Source organism: Klebsiella sp. Sb-30 (assembly GCF_057652795.1).
This window is the reverse complement of sequence record NZ_CM172749.1, coordinates 2,554,509-2,576,000: the sequence shown is the minus strand read 5'-3', so window position 1 is coordinate 2,576,000 and position 21,492 is coordinate 2,554,509. Positions and strand designations below refer to the sequence as shown.

Sequence of the window (21,492 nt, the reverse complement as noted above, 5' to 3'; positions counted from 1 at the left end):
ATAATGCAGAAAAAAATCTTACTGGTCGGGGAATCCTGGACCAGCACTTCAACGCACATTAAAGGCTTCGATCAGTTTGCCACCGCTACCTGGCACACCGGCGCAACGGATTTTCTCGCCGCGCTTGCGGACAGTCATTACGCGATTACCTACATGCCTGCCCACGCGGCGGCGACCGACTTCCCGCTGACTCAGGAAGCGCTGCGGCAGTGGGATGCAATTATCCTGTCGGATATTGGCGCCAATACGCTGCTGCTGCATCCGGATACCTGGCTGAAAAGCCGGCGCACCGCCAACCGGCTGACGCTGATCCATGACTACGTTGCCGCCGGCGGTGCGCTGATGATGATTGGGGGCTATTACAGCTTCCAGGGAATTAACGGCGGCGCACGCTATCGCCATACCGCGGTGGAGAAAGTTCTGCCGGTGCGCTGTCTGGCATGGGACGATCGTATTGAAACCCCGGAAGGTTGCTATGCCGAAGTGACAGAATCTCACGCCCTGTTTAACGATATTCCTGGCGAATGGCCGTGGCTGCTGGGCTATAACGAAGTGGAAATGCATCCGCAGGGCAAACTGCTGGCTACCGTCGCCGGAACCGGTCATCCGCTGCTGGCTATTCGCGAATATCAACAGGGTCGCTCGCTGGTGTGGACCAGCGATATGTCCGCACACTGGCTGCCGGAAGAGTTTGCCAAATGGCCCGGCTATCGCCAGCTGTGGATTAACTGCCTCGACTGGCTAACGGAACGCGACTGATGACCACCACCCTTCAACTGGCCCGGCAGCTGCTGGGCTTTAACACCATCAACCCGCCGGGTAGCGAAGCTGACTGCATGCGCTTCTTTGCCGACTGGCTTCAAGAGAGCGGCTTTGAGGTTTCGCTGTCGTCGTTCGGCGAGGGACGCAGCAATCTGATCGCCAGTCTGCCCGGGATGACAGCCGGTAAACCGCTGGCTTTTACCGGACATCTGGATACCGTGCCGCTTGGGAACGCGCAGTGGCGATACGATCCTTTCGGTTCACAGACGGAGGACGGTCGTCTTTATGGACGCGGCGCCAGCGATATGAAAGCAGCGGTGGCGGCATTTGCCGTCGCCTGCGTTCATCAGCGGGAAACTATTCTCGCCGGCAGCGGTGCGGTATTGCTGATTACCGGAGGGGAAGAAACCGGCTGTGACGGCGCCCGGGCGCTGATCGCCTCCGCTCCGTTGCCGGAGATCGGGGCGCTGATCGTCGGCGAACCCACCGCCAATTACCCGGTTATCGGGCATAAAGGCGCCCTCTGGCTACGTTGTGAAACGCGAGGGAAAACCGCGCACGGCGCGATGCCGGAACTGGGGATTAACGCTATCTATCTGGCGGCGGATGCGGTAGGTAAGATTCAACATTTCTCGCCAGGCGCGCCGCATCCGCTGATGAAACAGCCCACTCTTAACGTCGGACGAATCGAAGGCGGGCTCAATATCAACTCCGTGCCGGACCGCACGCGTTTTGATGTCGATATCCGTAGCGCGCCCAATTTACAGCACGCCACTATCCGGCAGCGATTGACCACGCTGCTTGGTGAGAGCGTCACGGTGTCGACATTGGTTGACTTGCCCGCGGTACTGAGCGAAGCGGACCACGTTTGGATAAAGCAGGTTTATCAACGCTGCCAGCCGCTGCACGATCGGCCGCTTGAGCCGCGCGTGGTTCCCTACTTTACCGATGCCTCCCTGCTGCTGCCTGCGCTGGGCAACCCGCCCTGTATTATTCTCGGCCCCGGCGAGCCGTCTCTGGCTCATCAAACCGATGAGTACTGCCTGCTCAGCCGACTGGAGGAAGCGGAACAGCTGTACGGAGAAATTATCCGCGACTGGATGCGGTAATCTGCCTGCCGGAGTCGCATAAAAGTGACAGCGTCACACGGAAAGAATGCCTGCGTTCGAACCTCCGCAGGCACACTCGTTGATAAACATTTGAATACCCTCGCTGAATAGCAGAGGATGACCGCATATCACGCCGAATTTATCCTACCAGGCAAGGAGGCATTACCATGACCGTGAGACGCAGTCCGCTACTCTTTTGTTTCCTCTCTTTACTCCTGACGGCCTGCTCAGGCACCGCTTCCCCACCTGAGAGCGCTGAAAAGGCTAAATTATCGGCAGAAGTGGATAAGCTGTTTGCAGATTATGAGATGGGGTCAGACAATTCGCCACGGGCGACTAATTTGCGCTATCTGCATCAGGTCAGAACGGCTATCTTCGCTAAAATAGACCAGCCGCAGGCGTATCAGGGGCAAAAATGCTCCGTGCGCTTAACGTTCCAGCGTGACGGGAAGGTGCAGAATCCAACGCAAGCGCATGGCGATCCGGCTTTATGCGCGGAAATTATAGCCGCGCTACAAGAGGCGCAGATTCCGCCAGCCCCGGATGAACAAACCTATCAGACATTCAACAATGCCATTATGGATTTCAGACCGTGAGCGGGATTTCCGCAATATTGTCTCAGGGGCCCTTGGCCCCTGCATCATTCTCAGAACTCCACGCGGCCGCCGAAATTATAGCGCCGCCCTTCCAGCATCGCGGTCTGCCTGTAGGTGGTGGTGTAAACCGGATTCACATCAAACAGATTGTAGATCCCGCTCATCAACGTGACGTGTTTATTCAGATGGTAACGCGCGCCTAAATCAACCAGCGCATACGCATCCGTTGAGCTGGACTTGCCGATATCCGGCGAGTTGCTGCGCCAGCTCGCCTTGGTCCACAACTCCAGATCGGACGTTGTATTCCACGACAGCGAAACGTTGGCCATACTGCTCGGAAAATCATTTAGCGCATAGCCCTTATACTCACCGCTTTTCTGTTCACTGTGGGTATAGGTATAGTTGGCGTTGGCCTTCAGCGCCGCGGTCACCTGCCAGTCGCCGTTCAGCTCCAGGCCGTAGATCTCCGCATCCCCGACGTTAATATATTGCGACACGCTATCAGCGGTATAGCCATTGTATTGACACTGTTGGCTGGCCGATGAGGTACAGATGGTATGGTCGCTGATTTTATCTTTAAATTTGGTATGGAAAAGCGTCGCATCCAGCGCCAGCGCGTTTTGCTGCCAGTACACGCCCAGTTCGGTGTTGATGCTCTGTTCCGGCTTCAGATCGTCGTTGCCGATACCAATCTCAGAATAGGGATAAGCACCATAGACGCTGGTAAAACCGGCGTTGTTCTGCCGTAAATCCGGTTTTTTATAACCGGCGGAGACACCCCCTTTCAGCGCCCAGGTCTCGTCGATAGTCCAGTTACCATACAGCTTAGGCGTGACGTGATAGCCAAAGTAGCTATCATGATCCAGGCGCGCAGAGGTGGTCAGCGTAAAGTCCGGCACCATCATCCATGCATCTTCCGCAAAAACCGCCCAACCATGACGCGTAATTTTACTCACCGGAGTGACGCCGGGCGCCTGCTTATCCGCAATACCGAAGGTGTCATTCAGCTCATTGCGCGTGAAGTTTACGCCTAACGTCAGCTTGTGATCGGCCAGAGTAAAGGTATTCGCGCTATTGGCCTCAAAATTATTCTGCTTAATAAATTGCGAATCCATCCCGGGCACGCGGTACTCCGTGCGGGCCTTCTCGTAGCTGATAAAGTTCTTCACCTCCACCAGATCATCGCCGTACCAGGCATGCTGTGACAGTGAGGCCGCATCGCGGTCAAAGCCCCAGTACCACGCTTTATCGTTATGGGTTTTCTCCTGATTGCCTTTAGAGGCGTTCAGATCCCAGAGCTGAGTATCGGTAGGCGACAGAGAAATGGTGGCGTCCAGATTCCCGGCCTGATGCTTCACGAAGCGCTCTTTGGTTGGGCTATCATCATCGCGACGATCGAGGTAGTCTGCGCCCACGCTGATCCCGAGTTTGCCCGGGATGACAGGCCCCATCAAGAAAGCGTTGGTCTGATTAGTGTTGCCGTATTCACTTTTTTCCTGCAGGAAATAATTATCCTCCAGCACCCCGGTCCATTTTTCGAGGTTCCAGGACTTTTTGGTGATGACGTTGACCACGCCACCAATCGAGTCAGAGCCATACAGCGAGGACATGGGGCCGCGAATGACCTCCACCCGTTCAATGGCAGCCAGCGGCGGCATAAAAGCCACTTCGCTACCAATGTGATGCCCGTAGGGACGGGATTCGCGGGTAGACTGCTTGATACCGTTGACCATAAACGAGGTATAGGTCGAATCCATACCGCGCATCTGTACATCGCCGGTGGCCAGACTGCCGTGACCGTTGCCCACCAGCACGCCCGGCATCTCGCGCAGCGCTTCCGCGACATTCTGATTGGAACGGGTATTCAGCGCCTTCTCATCAAGCACCGAGATCGTCGCCGGCGCCTCGCGCCTCTCCTGGCTGAAACCCGTGGCGGTGACTACCATCTGCTCTTCGTTTACGGCAACGCTATCTGCAGCGTAGGCAGCCGCGGGCAGATTGACGAAGGCGAGCGCAATCGCCACCTCCATGTGTGTCTTAATCGTCACAAAAAAGTCCTTAGAATTTAGTTAGATCAATCTTGAGAACGTAGTCAGCCTGGTCGCTTTTTTCGTCCTGTTTGACGCTGGCATAAAGCGTTCCGGCATCCGCAGAAAGCGCCAGACTGTTGGGCATGGCCGCCGTTTTGATGGCGTGTTTGAGATGATGGTTTTTTGCGTCGATGACGCTAATCGAACGATCGTTGCGATGGGTAACGTAGATTTCATCGCGCGCGGCGTTATAGAGCACGGCGACCGAATTGGGCGAGGCAATACGATCCACCAGCTTGCCGGAGTCCAGCCGCACCACCAGCACATCGCGAGTGTTGGTATCAGCGATATACCCGACTCCCGCGGCGCTGTTCAGGGCGATATTGAGGAAATAATGGTCCGGTTCAGCCGGGTCGACCTTCACGCGGGCAAGGAGCTTCGACGTTTTGCCATCGAGGGTCACCAACTCCCCGTTGCCGGTAACTACATACACTTTGTTACCCGCGTCATCAACGGCAAACCCCACCGGTTCGAGATGATTCAGCGTTTCGCTAAGCTGCTGCTTTCGCGTATCGACAACCCACAGCAGCCCTTTGTCTTTGCGCCCGATCCCGGACACATACAGACGTTGATTTTGCTTATCCAGCACCACTTCGCGCACGTGAGCCTGTTTCTCAGGATCCGCATCATCGCTTAGCTGAATAGTTTTAATCACCTTATTGGTCAACGTATCCACGAGCGTTAGCGAACCATCCAGCGCATTGCCCAAATACAGGATATGGTTTTCTTCATCCAGAGAAAGTGCAAAGGTACGCCGTTCGGTGGCTATCTTCTGATTAATCTGCAGAGAATCGGCCGCCAGCCGAAATACAACGCCCGTCGTTTTATCTTTCTCAAACGAGGGCGCTGAGGCGGCATAGAGCGTCTTCTGACTGTTGTCATAAGCCAGCTCATAAACGCCGTGGCCAAGAGGCTGTGAGCGGAAGGCCTGCTCGGTAAAATCCTTAGCCGAGGCAGAGAAAACAGGCAGAGAAGATGAAATGGCCAGCGCGCAAAGCGTTACTTTCGTCAGGGATACGGTAGACATGTAATTTTTCTTTACAGTAGTTTACGGAATGCAAACATTAATGAAAATAAATATCATTTGCAATTGCATTTATCTTCATATTCCCTACCATTTTTTGTGCTAGCGTTGAAGCCGCCGCGCTATAAGCTGGTGAAATGACCGGACGAAAATGCTTTATCTTCAGGCGCTCATCATCAGGGCTGAGATATACAGCCCTCCCCCATACGCCAGATGCGTGAGCAGACTGAGCAGACGAGCCAGCCAGGGACGAGGGGTTCGTGAAGCAGCGAAACCAAAACCCAATGCCGGCTGCAGAATGATGAACGGAGCAAATAGCGTCGATAAACCGGCCAGAAGACCGACTTTAAGAGAGGGCTCGCTGAACCAGGCGGTTGCGTTCAGCATAAGCGGTACAAAAGCAAAAACGACCCCGATCAGGTAGTGGAACATCCAGCCGGTGAACATCTCCCCTTGTATTCGCGGCGTTGTCGCAATCGTATAATGCCAGTACTTTCCTCTGGGCAACCATAAAATCCAGCGCCCAACCAGCGCATAGTTTAACGGCGGTACTTTGAGCAGGTATTTCTGCAAAAGTGACCAGATATCCATGATCAGCGTGGCGCCGATGCCTGTTATGACCGTTTTACCGAGAATAATCATATCCAATGTCTGCTCCTTATTGATGGAATGCTAAGCTGACAGCCAGTGTGCAACTTAAAGTGAGGTTTAAGTCAACAATGAAAGAACGGGATATCAGAGAGATCGCTGACCTTGCCGGGGTTAAACCCTCCGCATTGCGATATTACGAAACGAAAGGATTAATTCGGCCTGTCGGGCGAAATGGTCTTCGCAGGCAGTACCATGAGAATGTGCTTTATAAACTGCAACTCATTGCGCTGGGACAGGCCGCAGGGTTTTCTCTGGATGAAATCGCCGTGATGATCGGTACGGAAGCTCCTCCAGATATTAATCGCGAACTGCTCCACAAACGCTCACGGGAAATTGACGTGACCATTCGCAGACTGCAATTATTAAGCCGCGGACTAAAACATGTTGCGCGCTGTACTCAGCCCGAGCATACCCATTGTGAGGAATTCAAGAGAATCGTTTCACGAGGACTTCGACTGGTCAGGTAACATTTCCCAGCGAGCATATGCTGATTATGCCACCGCCTCTCAGAATGCGCGTCGGGTTAGCCCCGTCTGCTACGTGTACAGGGCCGCCGGTCGCCCTGCCAACTTAAAAAAAACAATAAATTCATATCATTACAACGACAAACAAACCTCAGCGCCCCGGTAATGAGCCGGGCTTTATGGCCACTGTGCGGTGAAAACATCAAATACACCTTTAGAGAAAAGCCACTTACTCTAATGCCTATTTATAGGTAGCCTGTCGGGATATCAGCAACGCTATTGGACAATACCCCCATGCTGATTAAACATTTAACATTCGCGGAGAAATAATGATTTTAATTGTTACGATGTTTATATTTTCCCTCACCATGTCATTTTCACCAGGCCCGGTAAATATGATCATTATATCGTCAGCGGCGGCGCATGGATTTAGAAAAACCTTCCCGTTTGTCTCTGGTGCGACAACAGGATTTACTGCCTTGCTTATATTCGTTTGTTTCGGATTCTACGCTGCAATTGAACAGCACCCGTTATTTTTCAAATATCTCAACGTTGCTGGCGCAGTATTTATCATGTACCTGGGTTATAAAATAGCGTCGTCTCACCCTGATTTGTCATTACAAAAAGCAGAGACCCCAGGTTTCATTCAGGGTTTTTTAATGCAATGGTTCAACCCGAAAGCCTGGACTGCCTGCGCATCAGGAGCGGCGTTATTTTCCGACCCGGCAACCAGAACAACGGTATCCGTCTTTATCATGATTTATTTTTTAGTCTGTTATCTCTCACTGGCTTCATGGGCAGTCCTTGGTGACAAAGTGTCAATGCTGCTCAGGAGCAGACAACGTATCCGTACGTTTAACTTATTGATGGGCAGTTCGCTGATCGTTACGGCTGGCTACATGCTCTGTCTGCCATTCCTGAATCATTCATAATTTATGCGACTCAAACGAATTATAAATATTATTAATCAATTTGTAGGCAATACTGCTGGTCGATATATTCGCCGGCCATATGGCGTATACCTTTAGAGGTTCTAATGACCAGTCCGGGAGTACTTCCTGCATTTCTGCGCGCTTAACATCATTCTCACTCAGATAGCGAGGGGGAGCGGCCAGTCCAATGTGTTGCTTTGCAAGAGCATAGGCCGCTTCAACATTATCAACGACAACCGTTGGCGTATACTTTACTAACGCCACCTCGCCATTTTTATGCCTGAACGCCCGCTGGTTCTGCCTCATGGTCAGTCCAATCCAGGGCAGTGGTTCAAGATCATCAGGGTGGTTGATGGGCTTATATTGGCTTAACAACGCCTTTGATGCGACGAGCTGCCGGGGCAGCACAAAAAGATGCCGGGCTTTGAGTGAGCTGTCCGGGAGCTCCCCAATCCGAAAAGCAACATCAATACTCTCTCCGATAATATCTTTCCGCGTGTCGCTATAAGAAATATTGAGGAAAACATCCGGATATTCCTTTATAAAAACCGCAAGATGGCGAGTAAATGCGCTATTGATAAAAACGGCAGGAACAGAAATATGCAGCTTGTTAGCCGTTGATATAGACCGCTGCTTAAATTCAATAACCCCCTTCTCATACAGCTCCAGCATAGATTTGGCCGTCTCCAGCAAACTGAGGCCATCGTGAGTCAGAGAGAATTTCCGGGTATTTCTATATAGCAGAGCACTACCCAGATTTTTTTCCAGTTTTGCCAGATGCGTGCTCGCCGTTGCGGTCGTCAGCCCTAAAGCTTCTGCGCCACCTGAGATGGATCCCGCCTCTACAATTTTTGCAAAAACGATCAGGTAGCGGATGTCATCAATCATTTATATTCCTTTGGTCACTCATTCGCTTTGCCCCTGAGCCTAACCACATCATGGTCAAAGACCAGCGACAAGCAACCCTGGCGCCGTCATGCAAAAAACATCCCTGTCCAGATATATGGCCTTTACTTATCTTGGGACCACGCCCGTCCGCCAGGTCCGCAGGCCGAAAACGTTGATATACAGCCCGGCCATAATCAAAACGGCCCCCAGCAGCTGCAAGCCGTTCAGCGTTTCGCCGAGCAACAGCGCGGCGCTGGCCATCCCCACTACCGGCACCAGCAACGACAGCGGCGCCACGCGCCAGGTTTCATAGCGCCCAAGCAGCGAGCCCCAGATGCCGTAGCCCACAATCGTGGCAATAAACGCCAGATAAAGCAGCGAGAGCACGGTCAGCATATCAATATGAATCAGGCTCGCCACCATCGTCTGCGGGCCATCGATCGCCCATGACGCCAGCATAAACGGCAGCACCGGAATCAGCGCGCTCCACACCACCAGGGACATAATCTGCGGTTTCTCGGCGCGGGACATGATCTTCTTATTAAAGATATTACCGCACGCCCAGCTCAACGCCGCCGCCAGAGTCAGCATAAATCCGACGACCGGAACATGCTGGCCGCCGAGGCTGGCTTCCACCAGCACCAGGATGCCAAAAATAGCCAGCGCAATCCCGGCCAGCTGTTTTCCCTGCAGGCGTTCACCGAAGGCAAAAGCGCCAAGAATAATGGTGAAGAACGCCTGCGCCTGCAGCACCAAAGAGGCCAGGCCAGCGGGCATCCCAAGATTAATTGCGCAGAATAAAAAGGCGAACTGACCAAAGCTGATGGTCAGGCCATAGCCGAGCAGCAGGCGCAGCGGAATTTTGGGACGGGCAACAAACAACAGCGCCGGAAAGGCCACCAGTAAGAAACGCAGTCCCGCCAGCATCAGCGGCGGCATATTGTGGAGTCCGACCTTAATCACCACAAAATTCAGCCCCCACACCACTACCACCAGCAGCGCCAGCAGCCCGTCTTTACGTGTCATACCCTGCCTCTGTTGTTATATGAATTTTTGTGAACAAAATCAAAGTACCCAAAAAAGCGCCCGCCGGATAGATCATTATTTTTAGCAGGGTACCAAAGCACATGATGACACCGGGTTGCGCTATACAAGGTCCTGAGAGCATGGTATTTCTGAGCAGTACCACATAAAAAAAACATTTCATCAGGCAAACAACATGATACCGACCATCAGGCGCTCCACCATCGCGCTGCTGGCATCCTCGCTGCTGCTGACTATCGGCCGTGGTGCAACGCTGCCCTTTATGACCATTTTCCTCACCCGCCAGTACCAGCTTGAGGTGGATAAAATTGGCTATGCGCTCTCCATCGCCCTCACCGTCGGCGTCGTCTTTAGCATGGGGTTTGGCATTCTGGCCGATAAGTTTGATAAAAAGCGCTATATGCTTATCGCCGTGCTGGCCTTTATCTGCGGCTTTATCGCGATTCCGCTGGTCAATAGCGTAAGCCTGGTGGTGTTTTTCTTTGCTCTGATCAACTGCGCCTACTCCGTCTTCTCCACCGTGCTGAAGGCGTGGTTTGCCGATGTTCTGTCGCCGGAAAAGAAAGCGCGGATCTTCTCCCTCAACTATACCTTTCTCAACATCGGCTGGACCGTCGGCCCGCCCATCGGCACGCTGCTGGTGATGCACAGTATCAACCTGCCATTTTGGCTGGCGGCGGCCTGCGCCGCATTGCCGCTGGTTGGTATTCAGCTCTTCGTTCAGCGCTCCTCGGCGACCATTGCCCAGGATAATGCCACCCAATGGTCGCCTTCCGTATTGCTGCGCGACCGCGCGCTGATGTGGTTTACGCTTTCCGGCCTGCTGGCCTCGTTCGTCGGCGGTTCATTCGCCTCCTGTATTTCGCAGTATGTGCTGGTGGTCGCCGATAGCGATTTTGCCGAAAAGGTGGTGGCGGTGGTACTCCCGGTCAACGCCGCCGTGGTGGTTGCGCTGCAGTACGCCGTCGGCCGTCGCCTGAGCGCCAGGAATATTCGTCCGCTCATGACCTTTGGTACGTTCTGTTTCGTCCTCGGTCTGGGGGGATTTATTGTTTCCGACAGCAGCCTGCTGCTATGGGGGCTCTCTGCCGCCGTGTTTACGCTTGGCGAGGTCATTTACGCGCCCGGTGAGTATATGCTGATTGATAACATCGCCCCCGCCGGCATGAAGGCGAGCTACTTTTCCGCCCAGTCGCTGGGCTGGCTGGGCGCCGCCTTCAACCCGATGATTACCGGATCTATCCTGACCCATATGCCGCACTGGTCGCTGTTTGTGGTGCTGATGCTCGCTATTATCGTTGCCTGGCTGATGATCTTCCGCGGAATGAAAATTCGCCCGTGGCAGAATGGCTGTTCGGCCGTCAGCGCGTAACCCCAGGCGTCATGCGGCTGTCGGGTTAATGTCGTGCAACTGTCGGCTGCGGATCGTGGTGCCCGACAGAGCCCGGCGCCACACTCCATCTCAGGTTTTCACCCGGAGATAGACATGATGAACAGCACTAATCAGGTTAAACAATTACGTCTACAGCGCGCCTGGTCCCAGGAGCAGCTGGCAGAACTTGCCGGCCTCAGCGTGCGGACAATTCAGCGCATTGAAAACGGCGACCGCCCAGGGCTGGAAACGCTGAGCGCCCTTGCCGCCGTCTTTGAAGTTAACGTTGCCGATATCACCGGTGACTCCCCGGCGGGGCACGAAGAGTCTCTCGATTTACGCATCGAAGAGGCAAAAGCGCGCGTGCATCAGGAAAGCCGCTTTTTCCGCTCACTGTCGACCGCTGTGGTGGTATGCGTGTTGCTGGTTTTACTTAACCGGTTTACCAACCCGGAGAACAACTGGTCTGCCTGGGTCGCCGGGATCTGGGGGGCGTTGCTGCTGGTGAGAGGCATGCGATTGTTTGTTTTCGGCGGATGGATCCGCAGCTGGCGTCAGACGCGGCTGCAGCGACTGCTGCGCAAATAGCGACAGGAGCGGGGAAGACGCTTATCGGCCCTCACGGGCCGATAAGGTTAAATCGTCACCATGCCGCGCACCCCTTCCGCTTCCATCGCCGCGCCGTTCCCCTGCTGAATAATCGTTCCCCGCGACATCACCAGATAGCGATCGGCCAGCGCCGCGGCAAAGTCATAAAACTGCTCGACCAGCAGAATGGCCATATCGCCACGGTTCGCCAGCTGGCGGATCACTTCGCCAATCTCTTTGATGACCGACGGCTGAATACCTTCCGTCGGCTCATCCAGAATCAGCAATTGCGGCCGGCTGGCCAGCGCGCGACCGATAGCCAGCTGCTGCTGCTGACCGCCGGAGAGATCGCCGCCGCGCCGCTGTTTCATGGTTTTCAGCACCGGAAACAGCTGATAAATCTCCTCCGGTACCTGCCCGGCCTCGCTGGCCGGAAACCGCGACAGCCCCATCAGCAGATTCTCTTCAACCGTCAGGCGAGGAAATATTTCACGACCCTGCGGCACATAGGCAATACCGGCCTGCACCCGCTGGTGCGGTTTACGCTGGGTGATGGTTTTCTCCTGCCAGATGACTTCACCGCTGCGCGCCGGGATCAGCCCCATCAGGCACTTCAGTAAGGTGGTTTTACCCACGCCATTGCGCCCCAACAGACAGGTGACCTCGCCTTGCCGGGCCTCAAAATCGACCCCGCGCAGAATGTGGCTGCCGCCATAGTATTGATGTAACTGATTAACCTGTAACATTCGCTCTCCTTAACGACCGAGATACACCTCAATCACCTGCTCATTCGCCTGTACCTCGCGGAGCGAGCCCTCTGCCAGTACCTGGCCCTGATGCAGCACCGTGACCCGATCAGCGATGGTTTCGACGAACCCCATATCGTGCTCCACCACCATCAGGGAATGTTGCCCGGCCAGGGTGCGGAACAGCTCGGCGGTATACTCGGTTTCAGCATCGGTCATCCCGGCAGCGGGCTCATCCAGCAGCAACAGATGCGGCTCCTGAACCAGCAGCATGCCGATCTCGAGAAACTGTTTTTGCCCGTGAGAAAGCAGCCCCGCCGGGCGCGCGCGTTCGCCATCAAGACGCAGCAGGCGCAGAATGTCGCTGATGCGGTCCTCCTGCTCGCCGTTCAGCCGCGCCCGCAGGCTGGCCCAGACCGACTTATCGCCTTTCAACGCCAGCTCAAGGTTTTCGGCGACGGTCAGCGCCTCAAACACCGTCGGTTTCTGAAACTTGCGGCCGATCCCCTGGCGGGCGATAGCGATAGGATCAAGCCCGAGCAGATCGATCGACTGGTCATACCGCGCCCTGCCGCTCTGCGGCCGGGTTTTGCCGGTAATGACATCCATCAGCGTCGTTTTCCCGGCGCCGTTCGGCCCGATAATACAGCGCAGCTCGCCCACGCCAATCTGCAATGAGAGATCCGTCAGCGCCTGGAAACCATCAAAAGTGACGTTGATGTTCTCCAGCTCGAGCACCGGGTCGGTCTGCTCGCGAAAGCGGTCCGTGGGCTGCTGGCGGGTAAACAGGCCTTCATCCGGTTGCATTAGCGGTCTCCTTTGCGCAGCAGGCCAATAACCCCGCGAGGTAGAAACAGGGTCACGATGATAAAAATCAGACCAAGGAACAGCTGCCAGTATTCCGGCATAGTGACGGTGAACAGGCTCTTCGCTCCGTTCACCAGCCCGGCGCCAAGTACCGGGCCAATTAAGGTGCCGCGACCGCCAAGCGCCACCCAAATAGCCGCTTCAATGGAGTTGGTTGGCGACATTTCGCTGGGGTTAATAATGCCCACCTGAGGCACGTACAGCGCCCCCGCGAGGCCACACAGCACCGCCGACAGCGTCCACACCAGCAGCTTAAAGCCGCGCGGATCGTATCCGCAGAACATCAGCCGGTTTTCCGCATCACGCACCGCCGTCAGGACACGGCCGAATTTACTCTGCGCCAGCAGATAGCCGATCCCTAACGTCAGCAGCAGCAGTAAAACCGTGACCATAAATAGCGCGGCCCGCGTGGTGGTCGCGGTAACGGAATAGCCAAGCAGCGTGGTGAATCCGGTAAAACCGTTGTTGCCGCCAAAACCGGTTTCGTTACGGAAAAAGAGCAGCATGCCGGCGTAGGTCAACGCCTGGGTCATGATCGAGAAGTAGACCCCTTTGATTTTAGAGCGGAAAGCAAACCAGCCGAAGACCAGGGCCAGTACGCCCGGAACCAGCACCACCAGCAGCATCGCCCAGGCAAAATGCTGGGTTCCCCACCAGAACCACGGCAGCTCGCTCCATGACAGAAAAGACATGAATGCCGGCAGACCATCGCCCGCCGCCTGGCGCATCAGATACATCCCCATCGCATAGCCGCCGAGGGCGAAAAAGATGCCGTGGCCCAGCGACAGCATACCGGCGTAACCCCAGACCAGATCCAGCGCTACGGCGACAATCGCGTAACAGAGAATTTTACCGCTGAGGGTCAGCAGCCAGGTGGAGACCGCCAGCGGATGTGACTGCGGCAGCAGCGCCAGAAACGGCATGCTCAGCAACCCCAGCACCAGGAGTACACCAAGCCATTGCAGCGATCGCGGCGCCTTACGCGCTAATGTTAAGCTAATTGGTTGGCTCATCAGTCAATAACCCTCCCTTTTAAGGCAAACAGACCCTGCGGACGCTTCTGAATAAACAGGATGATCAGCACCAGGATCAGGATCTTGCCCAACACTGCCCCGAGCTGAGGTTCGAGGATTTTGTTGAAGATGCCGAGGCCAAAGGCTGCCACTACGCTCCCCGCCAGCTGGCCGACGCCGCCGAGCACCACCACCAGGAAGGAGTCGATGATATAGCCCTGGCCCAGTTCCGGGCCGACATTTCCCAGCTGCGACAGCGCCACACCACCCAGACCGGCGATACCCGAACCGAGACCAAATGCCAGCATATCCACTCGCCCGGTTGGCACGCCGCAACAGGCGGCCATCGCCCGGTTTTGGGTCACCGCCCGCACGTTCATGCCTAAGCGGGTTTTATTGAGAATTAACCAGGTGAAGAACAGCACCAGCAGCACAAAGCCGAGCACCGCCAGGCGGTTCCACGGCAGGATCAGGTTCGGCAGAACCTGCAAGCCGCCGGAGAGCCAGGCCGGGTTTGCCACTTCCAGGTTCTGGGCGCCGAACAGCATGCGCACCAGCTGGATCAGCATCAGGCTAATCCCCCAGGTGGCCAGCAGCGTCTCCAGCGGCCGGCCGTAGAGATGACGAATGATAGTGCGTTCCAGCGCCATACCGATGCCGCCGGTTATCAGGAAAGCGACCGGCAGCGCGACCAGCGGATAGAACGCCAGCCACTGCGGCGCCAGCTGTGCCAGCGCTTGCTGCACCAGCCAGCAGCTGTAGGCGCCGATCATCAGCATCTCGCCATGCGCCATATTGATGACGCCCAGCAACCCGTAGGTGATGGCCAGCCCCAGCGCTGCCAGCAGCAGCACCGACCCCAGCGATAGCCCCATGAATGCCTGGCCGAGAATATCGCCGAGCAGCAGACGCTGTTTAATCTGGCTCAGGCTGTTTGCCGCCGCATCGCGCACGCGGGCGTCAGGCTCATGTTGAAGATCGGTATAGGGAATCAGCAGCGCCTGAGTCTCCGGATCCACGGCGTGACCGAGCTGTTCAACGGCGGCCAGCCGTCTGGCGCTGTCCGGGCTGGCAAGCTGCAGGCGGGCCAGCGCAATGTCCAGCTGCGTTTTAACCCCCTCATCGGTTTCAACCGCCAGCCGTTGTTGCAGCAGCCCCGCCATTTCCGGCGTCGCCTCCCGCTGTAGCGTTTTGACGGCTGCCGCCCTCTCCGTGACACTGTCACTGAAAAGCAAATGGGTGGCCAACGCCCCGGCGACCAGGTTACGCAGGCGGTTGGTGAGGCGAACCGGTTTTGTCGCCCCTTGCGGAGTGCGCGCGGCCCCCAGCGCCTGTTGCTGGCTGAAGGCGTGGCCACTGTCATCAGCCACCAGGGTTTCCGCTTTCAGCGCCCGCAGCAGCGGCAGCCGCCGGGCATCGGGTGCGGCGGCCCACTGTTCCAGCAGGCGCGCCTGCTGGGTACGGTTGGCCGTCACAAAATCATCCGCATCCGCTGCCTGCGCCCGCCACGGCACGATCATCACCAGTAGCGCGAGGTAATACCCCACTATGCGCCATGTGCTCATGAGTATCTCCTTGTGTCATTTCCCCGTTAACGCTAACGAGGGTCGCGCGGGATTCCGGGATAGCCCCGGCAGCGCTGGCGCTTGCCGGGGCTACTTATGTCGCCCGGGCAAGGCGTTCGCGCCCGGGAAAGAGGCGCTTAATTAGCGGCAGTTTTTATCGGATGATCGGGTTTCTTATCGTTGCCGGCGATCCACGGGCTCCACGGCTGGGCGCGTACCGGCTTATCGGTCTGCCAGACGACGTTGAACTGCCCGTTGCTTTCGATTTCGCCAATCATCACCGGTTTGTGCAGATGGTGATTGGTCGCGTCCATAGTCAGAGTAAAGCCTGATGGCGCGTTGAAGGTCTGGCCGGCCATCGCTGCCCGCACCTTATCGACATCGGTGGTTCCCGCTTTGGTTACCGCCTGGGCCCACATGTGCAGCCCAACCCAGGTGGCTTCCATCGGGTCGTTAGTCACCACGGTATCGGCGTTTGGCAGCTTGTGGGCTTTGGCATAGGCACGGTAATCCGCCACAAACTGTTTGTTGGTCGGGTTATCGACGGACTCAAAGTAGTTCCACGCCGCCAGGTTCCCCACCAGCGGTTTGGTATCAATACCGCGCAGCTCCTCTTCACCGACCGAGAAGGCCACCACCGGCACATCGGTCGCTTTCAGCCCCTGGTTTGCCAGCTCTTTATAAAACGGGACGTTGGAATCGCCGTTGATGGTAGAAACCACCGCCGTTTTGCCGCCGGCGGAGAATTTCTTAATGTTGGCAACGATGGTCTGGTAATCGCTGTAACCGAACGGGGTATAGACCTCTTCGATGTCCTTATCCTGGATCCCTTTCGCATGCAGGAATGCGCGCAGAATTTTGTTGGTGGTACGCGGATAGACGTAATCGGTGCCCAGCAGGAAGAAGCGTTTCGCCCCGCCGCCATCTTCACTCAGCAGGTATTCCACCGCCGGAATCGCCTGCTGATTCGGCGCCGCGCCGGTATAGAAGACGTTTGGCGACATCTCTTCGCCTTCGTACTGTACCGGATAGAACAGCAGGCCGTTCAGCTCTTCAAAAACCGGCAGCACCGATTTTCGCGAGACCGATGTCCAGCAGCCAAAGACCGCCGCCACTTTGTCCTGGGTTAGCAGCTGACGGGCTTTCTCCGCAAACAGCGGCCAGTTTGAGGCGGGATCGACAACCACCGGCTCGAGCTTTTTCCCCAGCACGCCGCCTTTGGCATTGATGTCGTCAATTGCCATCAGCGCCACGTCTTTCAACGGTGTTTCGGAAATCGCCATGGTCCCGGAGAGTGAATGCATAATCCCGACTTTAATGGTGTCGGCGGCATAAACCTGGAAAGAGTAGCCCATGAGAACGGTAGAGGCGGAGAGGGCAAAAGCTTTTAATAATGTTCGACGCTGCATGATTCACTCCTGAAAATCGCAAAAACGAAAAATGAATGAACGACTATCCGGAAGTGATAAGGCAAAAACGGTGCCAGGTTGGCTGACGGCGGGAAAGCGCGCGACGGCGCGGCAGGAGAGAAACAGACAGGCAGCGTTGCCTCAAAACGGTGCAACGCTGCGCTATGAAGAGCGGTTACCAGACCTGAGCGGCGATCCCGGTGACCAGGCGGACTTTATCCCACTGTTGGGATTCCGTCAGCGCATTCCCCTCTTCGGTCGAGGCGAAGCCACACTGCGGGCTGAGGCAAATCTGCTGCAGCGCAACATACTGCGCGGCCTCCTGCAGACGGGCCTTCACTCCCTCCGGGTTTTCCAGCTCGCCGTTTTTGGTGGTGATTAATCCCAGCACGACCTGCTGCTTGCCCGGACGGATAAAGCGCAGCGGGGCGAAATCGCCGGAGCGGTCATTATCATACTCAAGGAAGAACGCATCGACGTTGACGCCGCCAAACAGCACCTCGGCAACCGGCTCATAACCGCCTTCCGAGATCCAGGTGGAACGGAAGTTCCCGCGACAAACGTGCAGGCCGATGGTCAAATCGTCCGGTTTGCCTTCCAGAGCCTTATTCAGCACCCGGGCATACGTTTTTGCCAGCTCGTCGGGATCGTCGCCGCGATCGCGCACCTGCTGGCGCTGTTCATCGGAACACAGATAGGCCCAGACGGTATCATCGAGCTGCAGATAGCGGCAGCCGGCATCATAGAAGGCGCGGATGGCATCGCGCCAGGTCGTCGCCAGATCGTCGAAATAGTCGGCGAGATCCGGATAAACCGTGGCATCGATATCTTTACGCCCGCCGCGGAAATGGAGCACGCTCGGGCTTGGAATGGTCATCTTCGGCTGTGCTTCGCCGCTGACGCTTTTCAGATAGCGAAAATCTTCCAGCATCGGATGATCGCCAAACGCCAGTTTGCCAATGACGCGAACGCCGTGTGCCCGGGTCTGCACGCCGTTAAACTGGATCCCTTTGTCGGAATCGTAGCGTTCAACGCCTTCTAAGCCATCGAAGAAATCGAAGTGCCACCACGCGCGGCGAAATTCCCCGTCGGTCACCACGTGCAGCCCGCAGTCACACTGCTGCCTGACCAGCTGGCGGATAGCATCATTTTCAATCTGGCGCAGCTGTTGTGCATCTATGGCGCCTTCGGCAAGCTGCTGACGCGCGACTTTTATTGCCTCTGGACGTAAAAAACTGCCGACGATATCCGCGCGGAACGGGGCCTGTTGACGTTGCATGGTGTCTCCTTAGCGGTAAGCACAATTAGTTGCCTGCCGTGATAGTTCATTATTTGAATTTTAGACTTCTGGATGGCTATATGTCCAGATACTGTCATGCACTGCCGTCAGCGGCAAACGAGAAAATTTCATCGGTCATGAAATAAATTCATTGTGCGGCCTGCTCCCCGCAGGAAACCGGCCGCGGTGAGTTAGTCGGCGAAAGGCAGCCCCTCGTCCTGCCAGCCGGTGAGGCCGCCGAGCATCATTTTGACCGGACGCCCCAGTTCAGCCAGCCTGAGAGCGGCAATATCCGCACCGTTGCAGTGTGGGCCGGCGCAATAGACGACGAACAGCGTCTCAGCTGGCCACTCGCTCATTCGGGCGGCATCGATCAGGCGATGCGGTAAATGCAGCGCCCCGGGCAGATGCCGTCGGGCAAAGGCCTCCGGACTGCCGACAACGTGCAGCAGCACAAAATCGCAGGCCCCGTCGCGCATCGCGCTGTAGACATCCGCGCAGTCGGTTTCAAAACTCAGTTTATGCCGGAACCAGGCGGCAGCCTCGCTGGAGGTGGCTGGGGTAAAAGCAGTTACAACACTCATGGCGTATTCTCCTTGTCTGTGGTACCACTAATTTAATGAATCCGCCCACTTATCCTCTGCCGGCAACCATGACAGAAAACGTTGAAATCCTGACAAACCCTCCCGTGACGTTGTCACGCCATCGGGTCGTTGTGCTGGCCTATGATGGCCTGTGCACCTTTGAGTTTGGTATCGCGGTGGAGATCTTTGGTCTTCCCCGCCCGGAGATGGGCGAACGCTGGTACCAGTTCGCGGTCGCCGCCGTCGATGACGGTGAGCTACGTGCTACCGGCGGTATCCGGTTGATGACCGACGGCGGCATGAATTTGCTTCAGGATGCGCAGACTATCGTGGTGCCCGGCTGGCGCGGGATCGATGCGCCGATCCCGGCGGCGCTGGGTGATGCCTTAGCCGCCGCCCATGCGCGAGGCTGCCGGATTATCTCAATCTGCTCCGGCGTATTTGTTCTCGCGGCCGCCGGGTTACTCAATGGCCGCAAAGCGACAACGCACTGGCGATACACGGAAAATCTGCGCCAGCGCTACCCGCTGATTGATGTCGTCGCCGATGTGTTGTACGTGGGTTCTGACGGCATTATGACCTCCGCGGGCAGCGCCGCCGGCATCGACCTGTGCCTGCACCTTGTGCGTGAGGATTTTGGGATTGAAGCCGCCAATACCGTGGCCAGGCGACTGGTTGTCTCTCCGCATCGCGACGGCGCGCAGGCGCAGCAGGTCGTCCGGCCCGTGGCCCAGGCGCGGGAAAGTCAGCGCCTGGGGCTGGTGTTTGATTATCTGTATCAGCATCTTGCCGCCAGCCATACCGTGGCGTCGCTGGCGCAACAGGCGGGGATGAGTCCTCGCACGTTTTTGCGCCGTTTTCAGGCGGCGACCGGTAAGACCCCTGCCCGCTGGCTGCTGGATGAGCGGTTGCAGCGCGCGCAGCAGCATCTGACCCATAGCCGCATCAGCATCGATAAAATCGCCGAACTCAGCGGTTTCGCCGATGCCGGCACCCTGCGCCACCATTTTCGCCAGCAGTTCGCCATCAGCCCATCTGCCTACCGGAAGAAGTTTTCTGCCGCCGCGGTTGTAAAATCGTAACAGGCGGTCACAATGGCTTTCAGTTTGCTGTCATTACGCAAGGAGCCTGTCAGATGAAAAAAGAGTGTCGAGTCGTTCTGTACAAAGAGGGGATTCTGGGGAGCATGTTTTTTGGTGAAGCGAAAGCTGACCCGGAGAAAATGAGCCGTTTTCTCAATGAGTTCACCCTGCAGGGCTGGGAAGTCAAAACGATGTCCGTGGAGCGCCGCAGAACCGGACTGTTCTGGTCGCGCGAGGCCTATCTGTTCGTCCTTGAACGACCGCTCTAATCACTCACCGCACTATTTATTTTACGGCGAAAAAGTTTTCCTGGTTAATTATTTGTTTAGGTTGACCAGGTTATTCTTTATGCAACAACCGTACACCACGTTCAATAAGGACTACTTAGCGCACACTAATCAATGATGGAGGTTAATCATGCTGGGAAATATGCATGTATTTATGGCAGTACTGGGAACAATTCTGTTCTTTGGTTTTCTTGCCGCGTATCTAAGCCACAAATGGGATGACTGATGAACGACGATAATCCCCACCCGTAACCGCCCCCTGTTGCTGACTGCACCAGGGGGCGTTCCGTTTTTAGCTTTCCGAACATAGTATTAGCTTCATTGTGAGAAATTCATTCCTTCCGCCGTACCCGGCCCCCTGATGGCAACGAGGATCGTCACTTTACCTTCATACTGAGGGTGTAGATTATTCAGCATTATTCGCGATATCGGATTCCTTGCCAGTGAAAACCCATATAGCTATTCCGTTGCTAGCTTTTTTGCTCACATTGCTAGCCGGCGTATTTTTAAACAGACCCTCCTCACGGATTATTCAAGATAAATGCATGTCGTTCGATGGCGTAATGGCATCGTGCATGACCACGCACTACCGCTCCCGCCACCGAATTTCGAAAGCTTTCCTGCATTGACAATGCTCTCTCTCTGCTGGCGGTAAGATCCCACATTTTTTCGTCATAACGACTCGGTTCGGACGCGGTGCCTGGCGCTATGCCGTACTTCGGTACGATGTGGGGAGGATTATCGCCGCCCTTCGCAGAAGCTCTGCCGTCCTACCGACTTCAGGCACAGCGTGAGAGCTAGTCTTCCTGGTCTCATGCCCCGCGATAGTGCTAATTGTCGATTCTCAACAGAAAAATAGCGGTGTTGGACACCCCTTCGGTGAGTCAGCAGAAATATCACTCAGGTCAACACATCGCTTTGATGACCTCGCGGCCAGGCTTCCTCATGGAATATTCCTAATTAAGGTGTGTCGCGAAGGGGAATTATTGATTCTCCATAAAATAATCACATTTTTGGTTTGGAATTGAGGCTCGCCAGTTCAGGAGTTTATTATGAAAAAAATTATCCTTGTCATTTTTGTGCTCTGCGGAGCCATGTCTCTTTCCGGATGCATCCTTCCGCCGGGAGGCCACGGAGGCG

General features: G+C 55.8%; 22 protein-coding genes. 10 read left to right on the top strand and 12 right to left on the bottom strand.

Annotated elements, in window-relative coordinates; all coding sequences use genetic code 11:
- Positions 1 to 3: 3 nt before the first annotated feature.
- The 3 genes from AC236I_RS12100 to AC236I_RS12090 all read left to right on the top strand — a co-directional run bounded on the left by AC236I_RS12100 (position 4) and on the right by AC236I_RS12090 (position 2,467).
- On the top strand, positions 4 to 759 hold the full coding sequence (locus AC236I_RS12100; RefSeq protein ID WP_004862251.1) for a glutamine amidotransferase: 756 nt from the start codon (positions 4 to 6) through the stop codon (positions 757 to 759).
- On the top strand, positions 759 to 1,871 hold the full coding sequence (locus tag AC236I_RS12095; RefSeq protein WP_015584277.1) for a M20 family metallopeptidase: 1,113 nt from the start codon (positions 759 to 761) through the stop codon (positions 1,869 to 1,871). The genes AC236I_RS12100 and AC236I_RS12095 overlap by 1 nt, the downstream gene beginning before the upstream one ends.
- 167 nt (positions 1,872 to 2,038) lie before the next feature.
- A complete protein-coding gene (locus AC236I_RS12090; protein WP_004862255.1) occupies positions 2,039 to 2,467 on the top strand; it encodes a cell envelope integrity TolA C-terminal domain-containing protein in 429 nt (142 codons plus the stop codon).
- A 50-nt stretch (positions 2,468 to 2,517) separates the two neighbouring features.
- Here AC236I_RS12090 and AC236I_RS12085 read toward each other — a convergent pair whose 3' ends face one another.
- The 3 genes from AC236I_RS12085 to AC236I_RS12075 form a co-directional block, all read right to left on the bottom strand.
- Positions 2,518 to 4,497: a TonB-dependent receptor domain-containing protein gene (locus AC236I_RS12085; RefSeq protein ID WP_032724237.1), complete on the bottom strand. Its 1,980-nt coding sequence runs from the start codon at positions 4,495 to 4,497 to the stop codon at positions 2,518 to 2,520.
- A gap of 28 nt (positions 4,498 to 4,525) precedes the next feature.
- Positions 4,526 to 5,584, bottom strand: coding sequence for a 7-bladed beta-propeller protein YncE (gene yncE, locus AC236I_RS12080; protein ID WP_487608815.1), 1,059 nt, complete (start codon positions 5,582 to 5,584; stop codon positions 4,526 to 4,528).
- Positions 5,585 to 5,743: 159 nt separating this feature from the next.
- Complete coding sequence (locus AC236I_RS12075; RefSeq protein WP_004862262.1) at positions 5,744 to 6,223, bottom strand: DUF2938 domain-containing protein; 480 nt, start codon at positions 6,221 to 6,223, stop codon at positions 5,744 to 5,746.
- Between the two features lie 77 nt (positions 6,224 to 6,300).
- On the opposite strand from AC236I_RS12075, the gene AC236I_RS12070 reads away from it, so the two are divergent.
- Positions 6,301 to 6,699, top strand: coding sequence for a MerR family transcriptional regulator (locus AC236I_RS12070; protein WP_004862264.1), 399 nt, complete (start codon positions 6,301 to 6,303; stop codon positions 6,697 to 6,699).
- A gap of 326 nt (positions 6,700 to 7,025) precedes the next feature.
- Positions 7,026 to 7,628: a LysE family translocator gene (locus AC236I_RS12065; RefSeq protein WP_015584272.1), complete on the top strand. Its 603-nt coding sequence runs from the start codon at positions 7,026 to 7,028 to the stop codon at positions 7,626 to 7,628.
- Here AC236I_RS12065 and AC236I_RS12060 read toward each other — a convergent pair.
- Positions 7,623 to 8,516 (bottom strand): LysR family transcriptional regulator, encoded by an 894-nt coding sequence (locus AC236I_RS12060; protein WP_126509644.1) that lies wholly within the window; start codon positions 8,514 to 8,516, stop codon positions 7,623 to 7,625. The two genes, AC236I_RS12065 and AC236I_RS12060, sit on opposite strands and share 6 nt — an antisense overlap.
- A 126-nt stretch (positions 8,517 to 8,642) precedes the next feature.
- A complete protein-coding gene (eamA, locus tag AC236I_RS12055) occupies positions 8,643 to 9,542 on the bottom strand; it encodes an O-acetylserine/cysteine exporter (protein WP_015584270.1) in 900 nt (299 codons plus the stop codon).
- A 193-nt stretch (positions 9,543 to 9,735) separates the two neighbouring features.
- On the opposite strand from eamA, the gene ydeE reads away from it, so the two are divergent.
- A complete protein-coding gene (ydeE, locus tag AC236I_RS12050; protein ID WP_015584269.1) occupies positions 9,736 to 10,932 on the top strand; it encodes an efflux MFS transporter YdeE in 1,197 nt (398 codons plus the stop codon).
- A 117-nt stretch (positions 10,933 to 11,049) separates the two neighbouring features.
- Entirely contained in the window at positions 11,050 to 11,520 is a 471-nt protein-coding gene (locus AC236I_RS12045) for a helix-turn-helix domain-containing protein (protein ID WP_048023699.1), read from the top strand.
- Between the two features lie 47 nt (positions 11,521 to 11,567).
- Here the strand turns inward: AC236I_RS12045 and urtE are convergent, their stop codons facing one another.
- The 7 genes from urtE to AC236I_RS12010 form a co-directional block, all read right to left on the bottom strand.
- Entirely contained in the window at positions 11,568 to 12,266 is a 699-nt protein-coding gene (gene urtE, locus AC236I_RS12040) for an urea ABC transporter ATP-binding subunit UrtE (protein ID WP_004862317.1), read from the bottom strand.
- A gap of 9 nt (positions 12,267 to 12,275) precedes the next feature.
- Complete coding sequence (gene urtD, locus AC236I_RS12035) at positions 12,276 to 13,073, bottom strand: urea ABC transporter ATP-binding protein UrtD (RefSeq protein WP_004862320.1); 798 nt, start codon at positions 13,071 to 13,073, stop codon at positions 12,276 to 12,278.
- The gene (gene urtC / locus AC236I_RS12030) at positions 13,073 to 14,146 is read right to left on the bottom strand and encodes an urea ABC transporter permease subunit UrtC (RefSeq protein WP_004862322.1); all 1,074 of its coding nucleotides are present in this window, start codon (positions 14,144 to 14,146) and stop codon (positions 13,073 to 13,075) included. The genes urtD and urtC overlap by 1 nt, the downstream gene beginning before the upstream one ends.
- A complete protein-coding gene (gene urtB / locus AC236I_RS12025; protein ID WP_088402557.1) occupies positions 14,146 to 15,711 on the bottom strand; it encodes an urea ABC transporter permease subunit UrtB in 1,566 nt (521 codons plus the stop codon). The genes urtC and urtB overlap by 1 nt, the downstream gene beginning before the upstream one ends.
- A 137-nt stretch (positions 15,712 to 15,848) precedes the next feature.
- Positions 15,849 to 17,120, bottom strand: a complete 1,272-nt coding sequence (gene urtA, locus AC236I_RS12020; protein WP_004862326.1) for an urea ABC transporter substrate-binding protein — start codon at positions 17,118 to 17,120, stop codon at positions 15,849 to 15,851.
- Between the two features lie 175 nt (positions 17,121 to 17,295).
- Positions 17,296 to 18,399 carry a cobalamin-independent methionine synthase II family protein gene (locus tag AC236I_RS12015; RefSeq protein WP_004862329.1) on the bottom strand — a complete coding sequence of 368 codons (1,104 nt, stop codon included), beginning with the start codon at positions 18,397 to 18,399 and terminating at the stop codon, positions 17,296 to 17,298.
- Positions 18,400 to 18,590: 191 nt separating this feature from the next.
- Entirely contained in the window at positions 18,591 to 18,983 is a 393-nt protein-coding gene (locus AC236I_RS12010) for a rhodanese-like domain-containing protein (protein WP_032717500.1), read from the bottom strand.
- Between the two features lie 68 nt (positions 18,984 to 19,051).
- Here AC236I_RS12010 and ftrA point away from each other — a divergent pair, with 68 nt between their 5' ends.
- From ftrA to mgtS, 3 genes are all read left to right on the top strand, one after another.
- Positions 19,052 to 20,065 (top strand): transcriptional regulator FtrA, encoded by a 1,014-nt coding sequence (gene ftrA / locus AC236I_RS12005; RefSeq protein ID WP_219173701.1) that lies wholly within the window; start codon positions 19,052 to 19,054, stop codon positions 20,063 to 20,065.
- 53 nt (positions 20,066 to 20,118) lie between these two features.
- A complete protein-coding gene (locus AC236I_RS12000; RefSeq protein ID WP_004862336.1) occupies positions 20,119 to 20,334 on the top strand; it encodes a DUF4177 domain-containing protein in 216 nt (71 codons plus the stop codon).
- A gap of 148 nt (positions 20,335 to 20,482) precedes the next feature.
- Positions 20,483 to 20,578, top strand: a complete 96-nt coding sequence (gene mgtS, locus AC236I_RS11995; RefSeq protein WP_004102377.1) for a protein MgtS — start codon at positions 20,483 to 20,485, stop codon at positions 20,576 to 20,578.
- Positions 20,579 to 21,492: the final 914 nt, after the last annotated feature.

Bases quoted from the DNA above. Each gene is read 5' to 3' on its own strand.
- AC236I_RS12100 (WP_004862251.1), top strand. From the start codon at position 4: ATGCAGAAAAAAATCTTACTGGTCGGGGAATCCTGGACCAGCACTTCA.
- AC236I_RS12095 (WP_015584277.1), top strand. From the start codon at position 759: ATGACCACCACCCTTCAACTGGCCCGGCAGCTGCTGGGCTTTAACACC.
- AC236I_RS12090 (WP_004862255.1), top strand. From the start codon at position 2,039: ATGACCGTGAGACGCAGTCCGCTACTCTTTTGTTTCCTCTCTTTACTC.
- AC236I_RS12085 (WP_032724237.1), bottom strand. From the start codon at position 4,497: ATGGAGGTGGCGATTGCGCTCGCCTTCGTCAATCTGCCCGCGGCTGCC.
- yncE (WP_487608815.1), bottom strand. From the start codon at position 5,584: ATGTCTACCGTATCCCTGACGAAAGTAACGCTTTGCGCGCTGGCCATT.
- AC236I_RS12075 (WP_004862262.1), bottom strand. From the start codon at position 6,223: ATGATTATTCTCGGTAAAACGGTCATAACAGGCATCGGCGCCACGCTG.
- AC236I_RS12070 (WP_004862264.1), top strand. From the start codon at position 6,301: ATGAAAGAACGGGATATCAGAGAGATCGCTGACCTTGCCGGGGTTAAA.
- AC236I_RS12065 (WP_015584272.1), top strand. From the start codon at position 7,026: ATGATTTTAATTGTTACGATGTTTATATTTTCCCTCACCATGTCATTT.
- AC236I_RS12060 (WP_126509644.1), bottom strand. From the start codon at position 8,516: ATGATTGATGACATCCGCTACCTGATCGTTTTTGCAAAAATTGTAGAG.
- eamA (WP_015584270.1), bottom strand. From the start codon at position 9,542: ATGACACGTAAAGACGGGCTGCTGGCGCTGCTGGTGGTAGTGGTGTGG.
- ydeE (WP_015584269.1), top strand. From the start codon at position 9,736: ATGATACCGACCATCAGGCGCTCCACCATCGCGCTGCTGGCATCCTCG.
- AC236I_RS12045 (WP_048023699.1), top strand. From the start codon at position 11,050: ATGAACAGCACTAATCAGGTTAAACAATTACGTCTACAGCGCGCCTGG.
- urtE (WP_004862317.1), bottom strand. From the start codon at position 12,266: ATGTTACAGGTTAATCAGTTACATCAATACTATGGCGGCAGCCACATT.
- urtD (WP_004862320.1), bottom strand. From the start codon at position 13,073: ATGCAACCGGATGAAGGCCTGTTTACCCGCCAGCAGCCCACGGACCGC.
- urtC (WP_004862322.1), bottom strand. From the start codon at position 14,146: ATGAGCCAACCAATTAGCTTAACATTAGCGCGTAAGGCGCCGCGATCG.
- urtB (WP_088402557.1), bottom strand. From the start codon at position 15,711: ATGAGCACATGGCGCATAGTGGGGTATTACCTCGCGCTACTGGTGATG.
- urtA (WP_004862326.1), bottom strand. From the start codon at position 17,120: ATGCAGCGTCGAACATTATTAAAAGCTTTTGCCCTCTCCGCCTCTACC.
- AC236I_RS12015 (WP_004862329.1), bottom strand. From the start codon at position 18,399: ATGCAACGTCAACAGGCCCCGTTCCGCGCGGATATCGTCGGCAGTTTT.
- AC236I_RS12010 (WP_032717500.1), bottom strand. From the start codon at position 18,983: ATGAGTGTTGTAACTGCTTTTACCCCAGCCACCTCCAGCGAGGCTGCC.
- ftrA (WP_219173701.1), top strand. From the start codon at position 19,052: ATGACAGAAAACGTTGAAATCCTGACAAACCCTCCCGTGACGTTGTCA.
- AC236I_RS12000 (WP_004862336.1), top strand. From the start codon at position 20,119: ATGAAAAAAGAGTGTCGAGTCGTTCTGTACAAAGAGGGGATTCTGGGG.
- mgtS (WP_004102377.1), top strand. From the start codon at position 20,483: ATGCTGGGAAATATGCATGTATTTATGGCAGTACTGGGAACAATTCTG.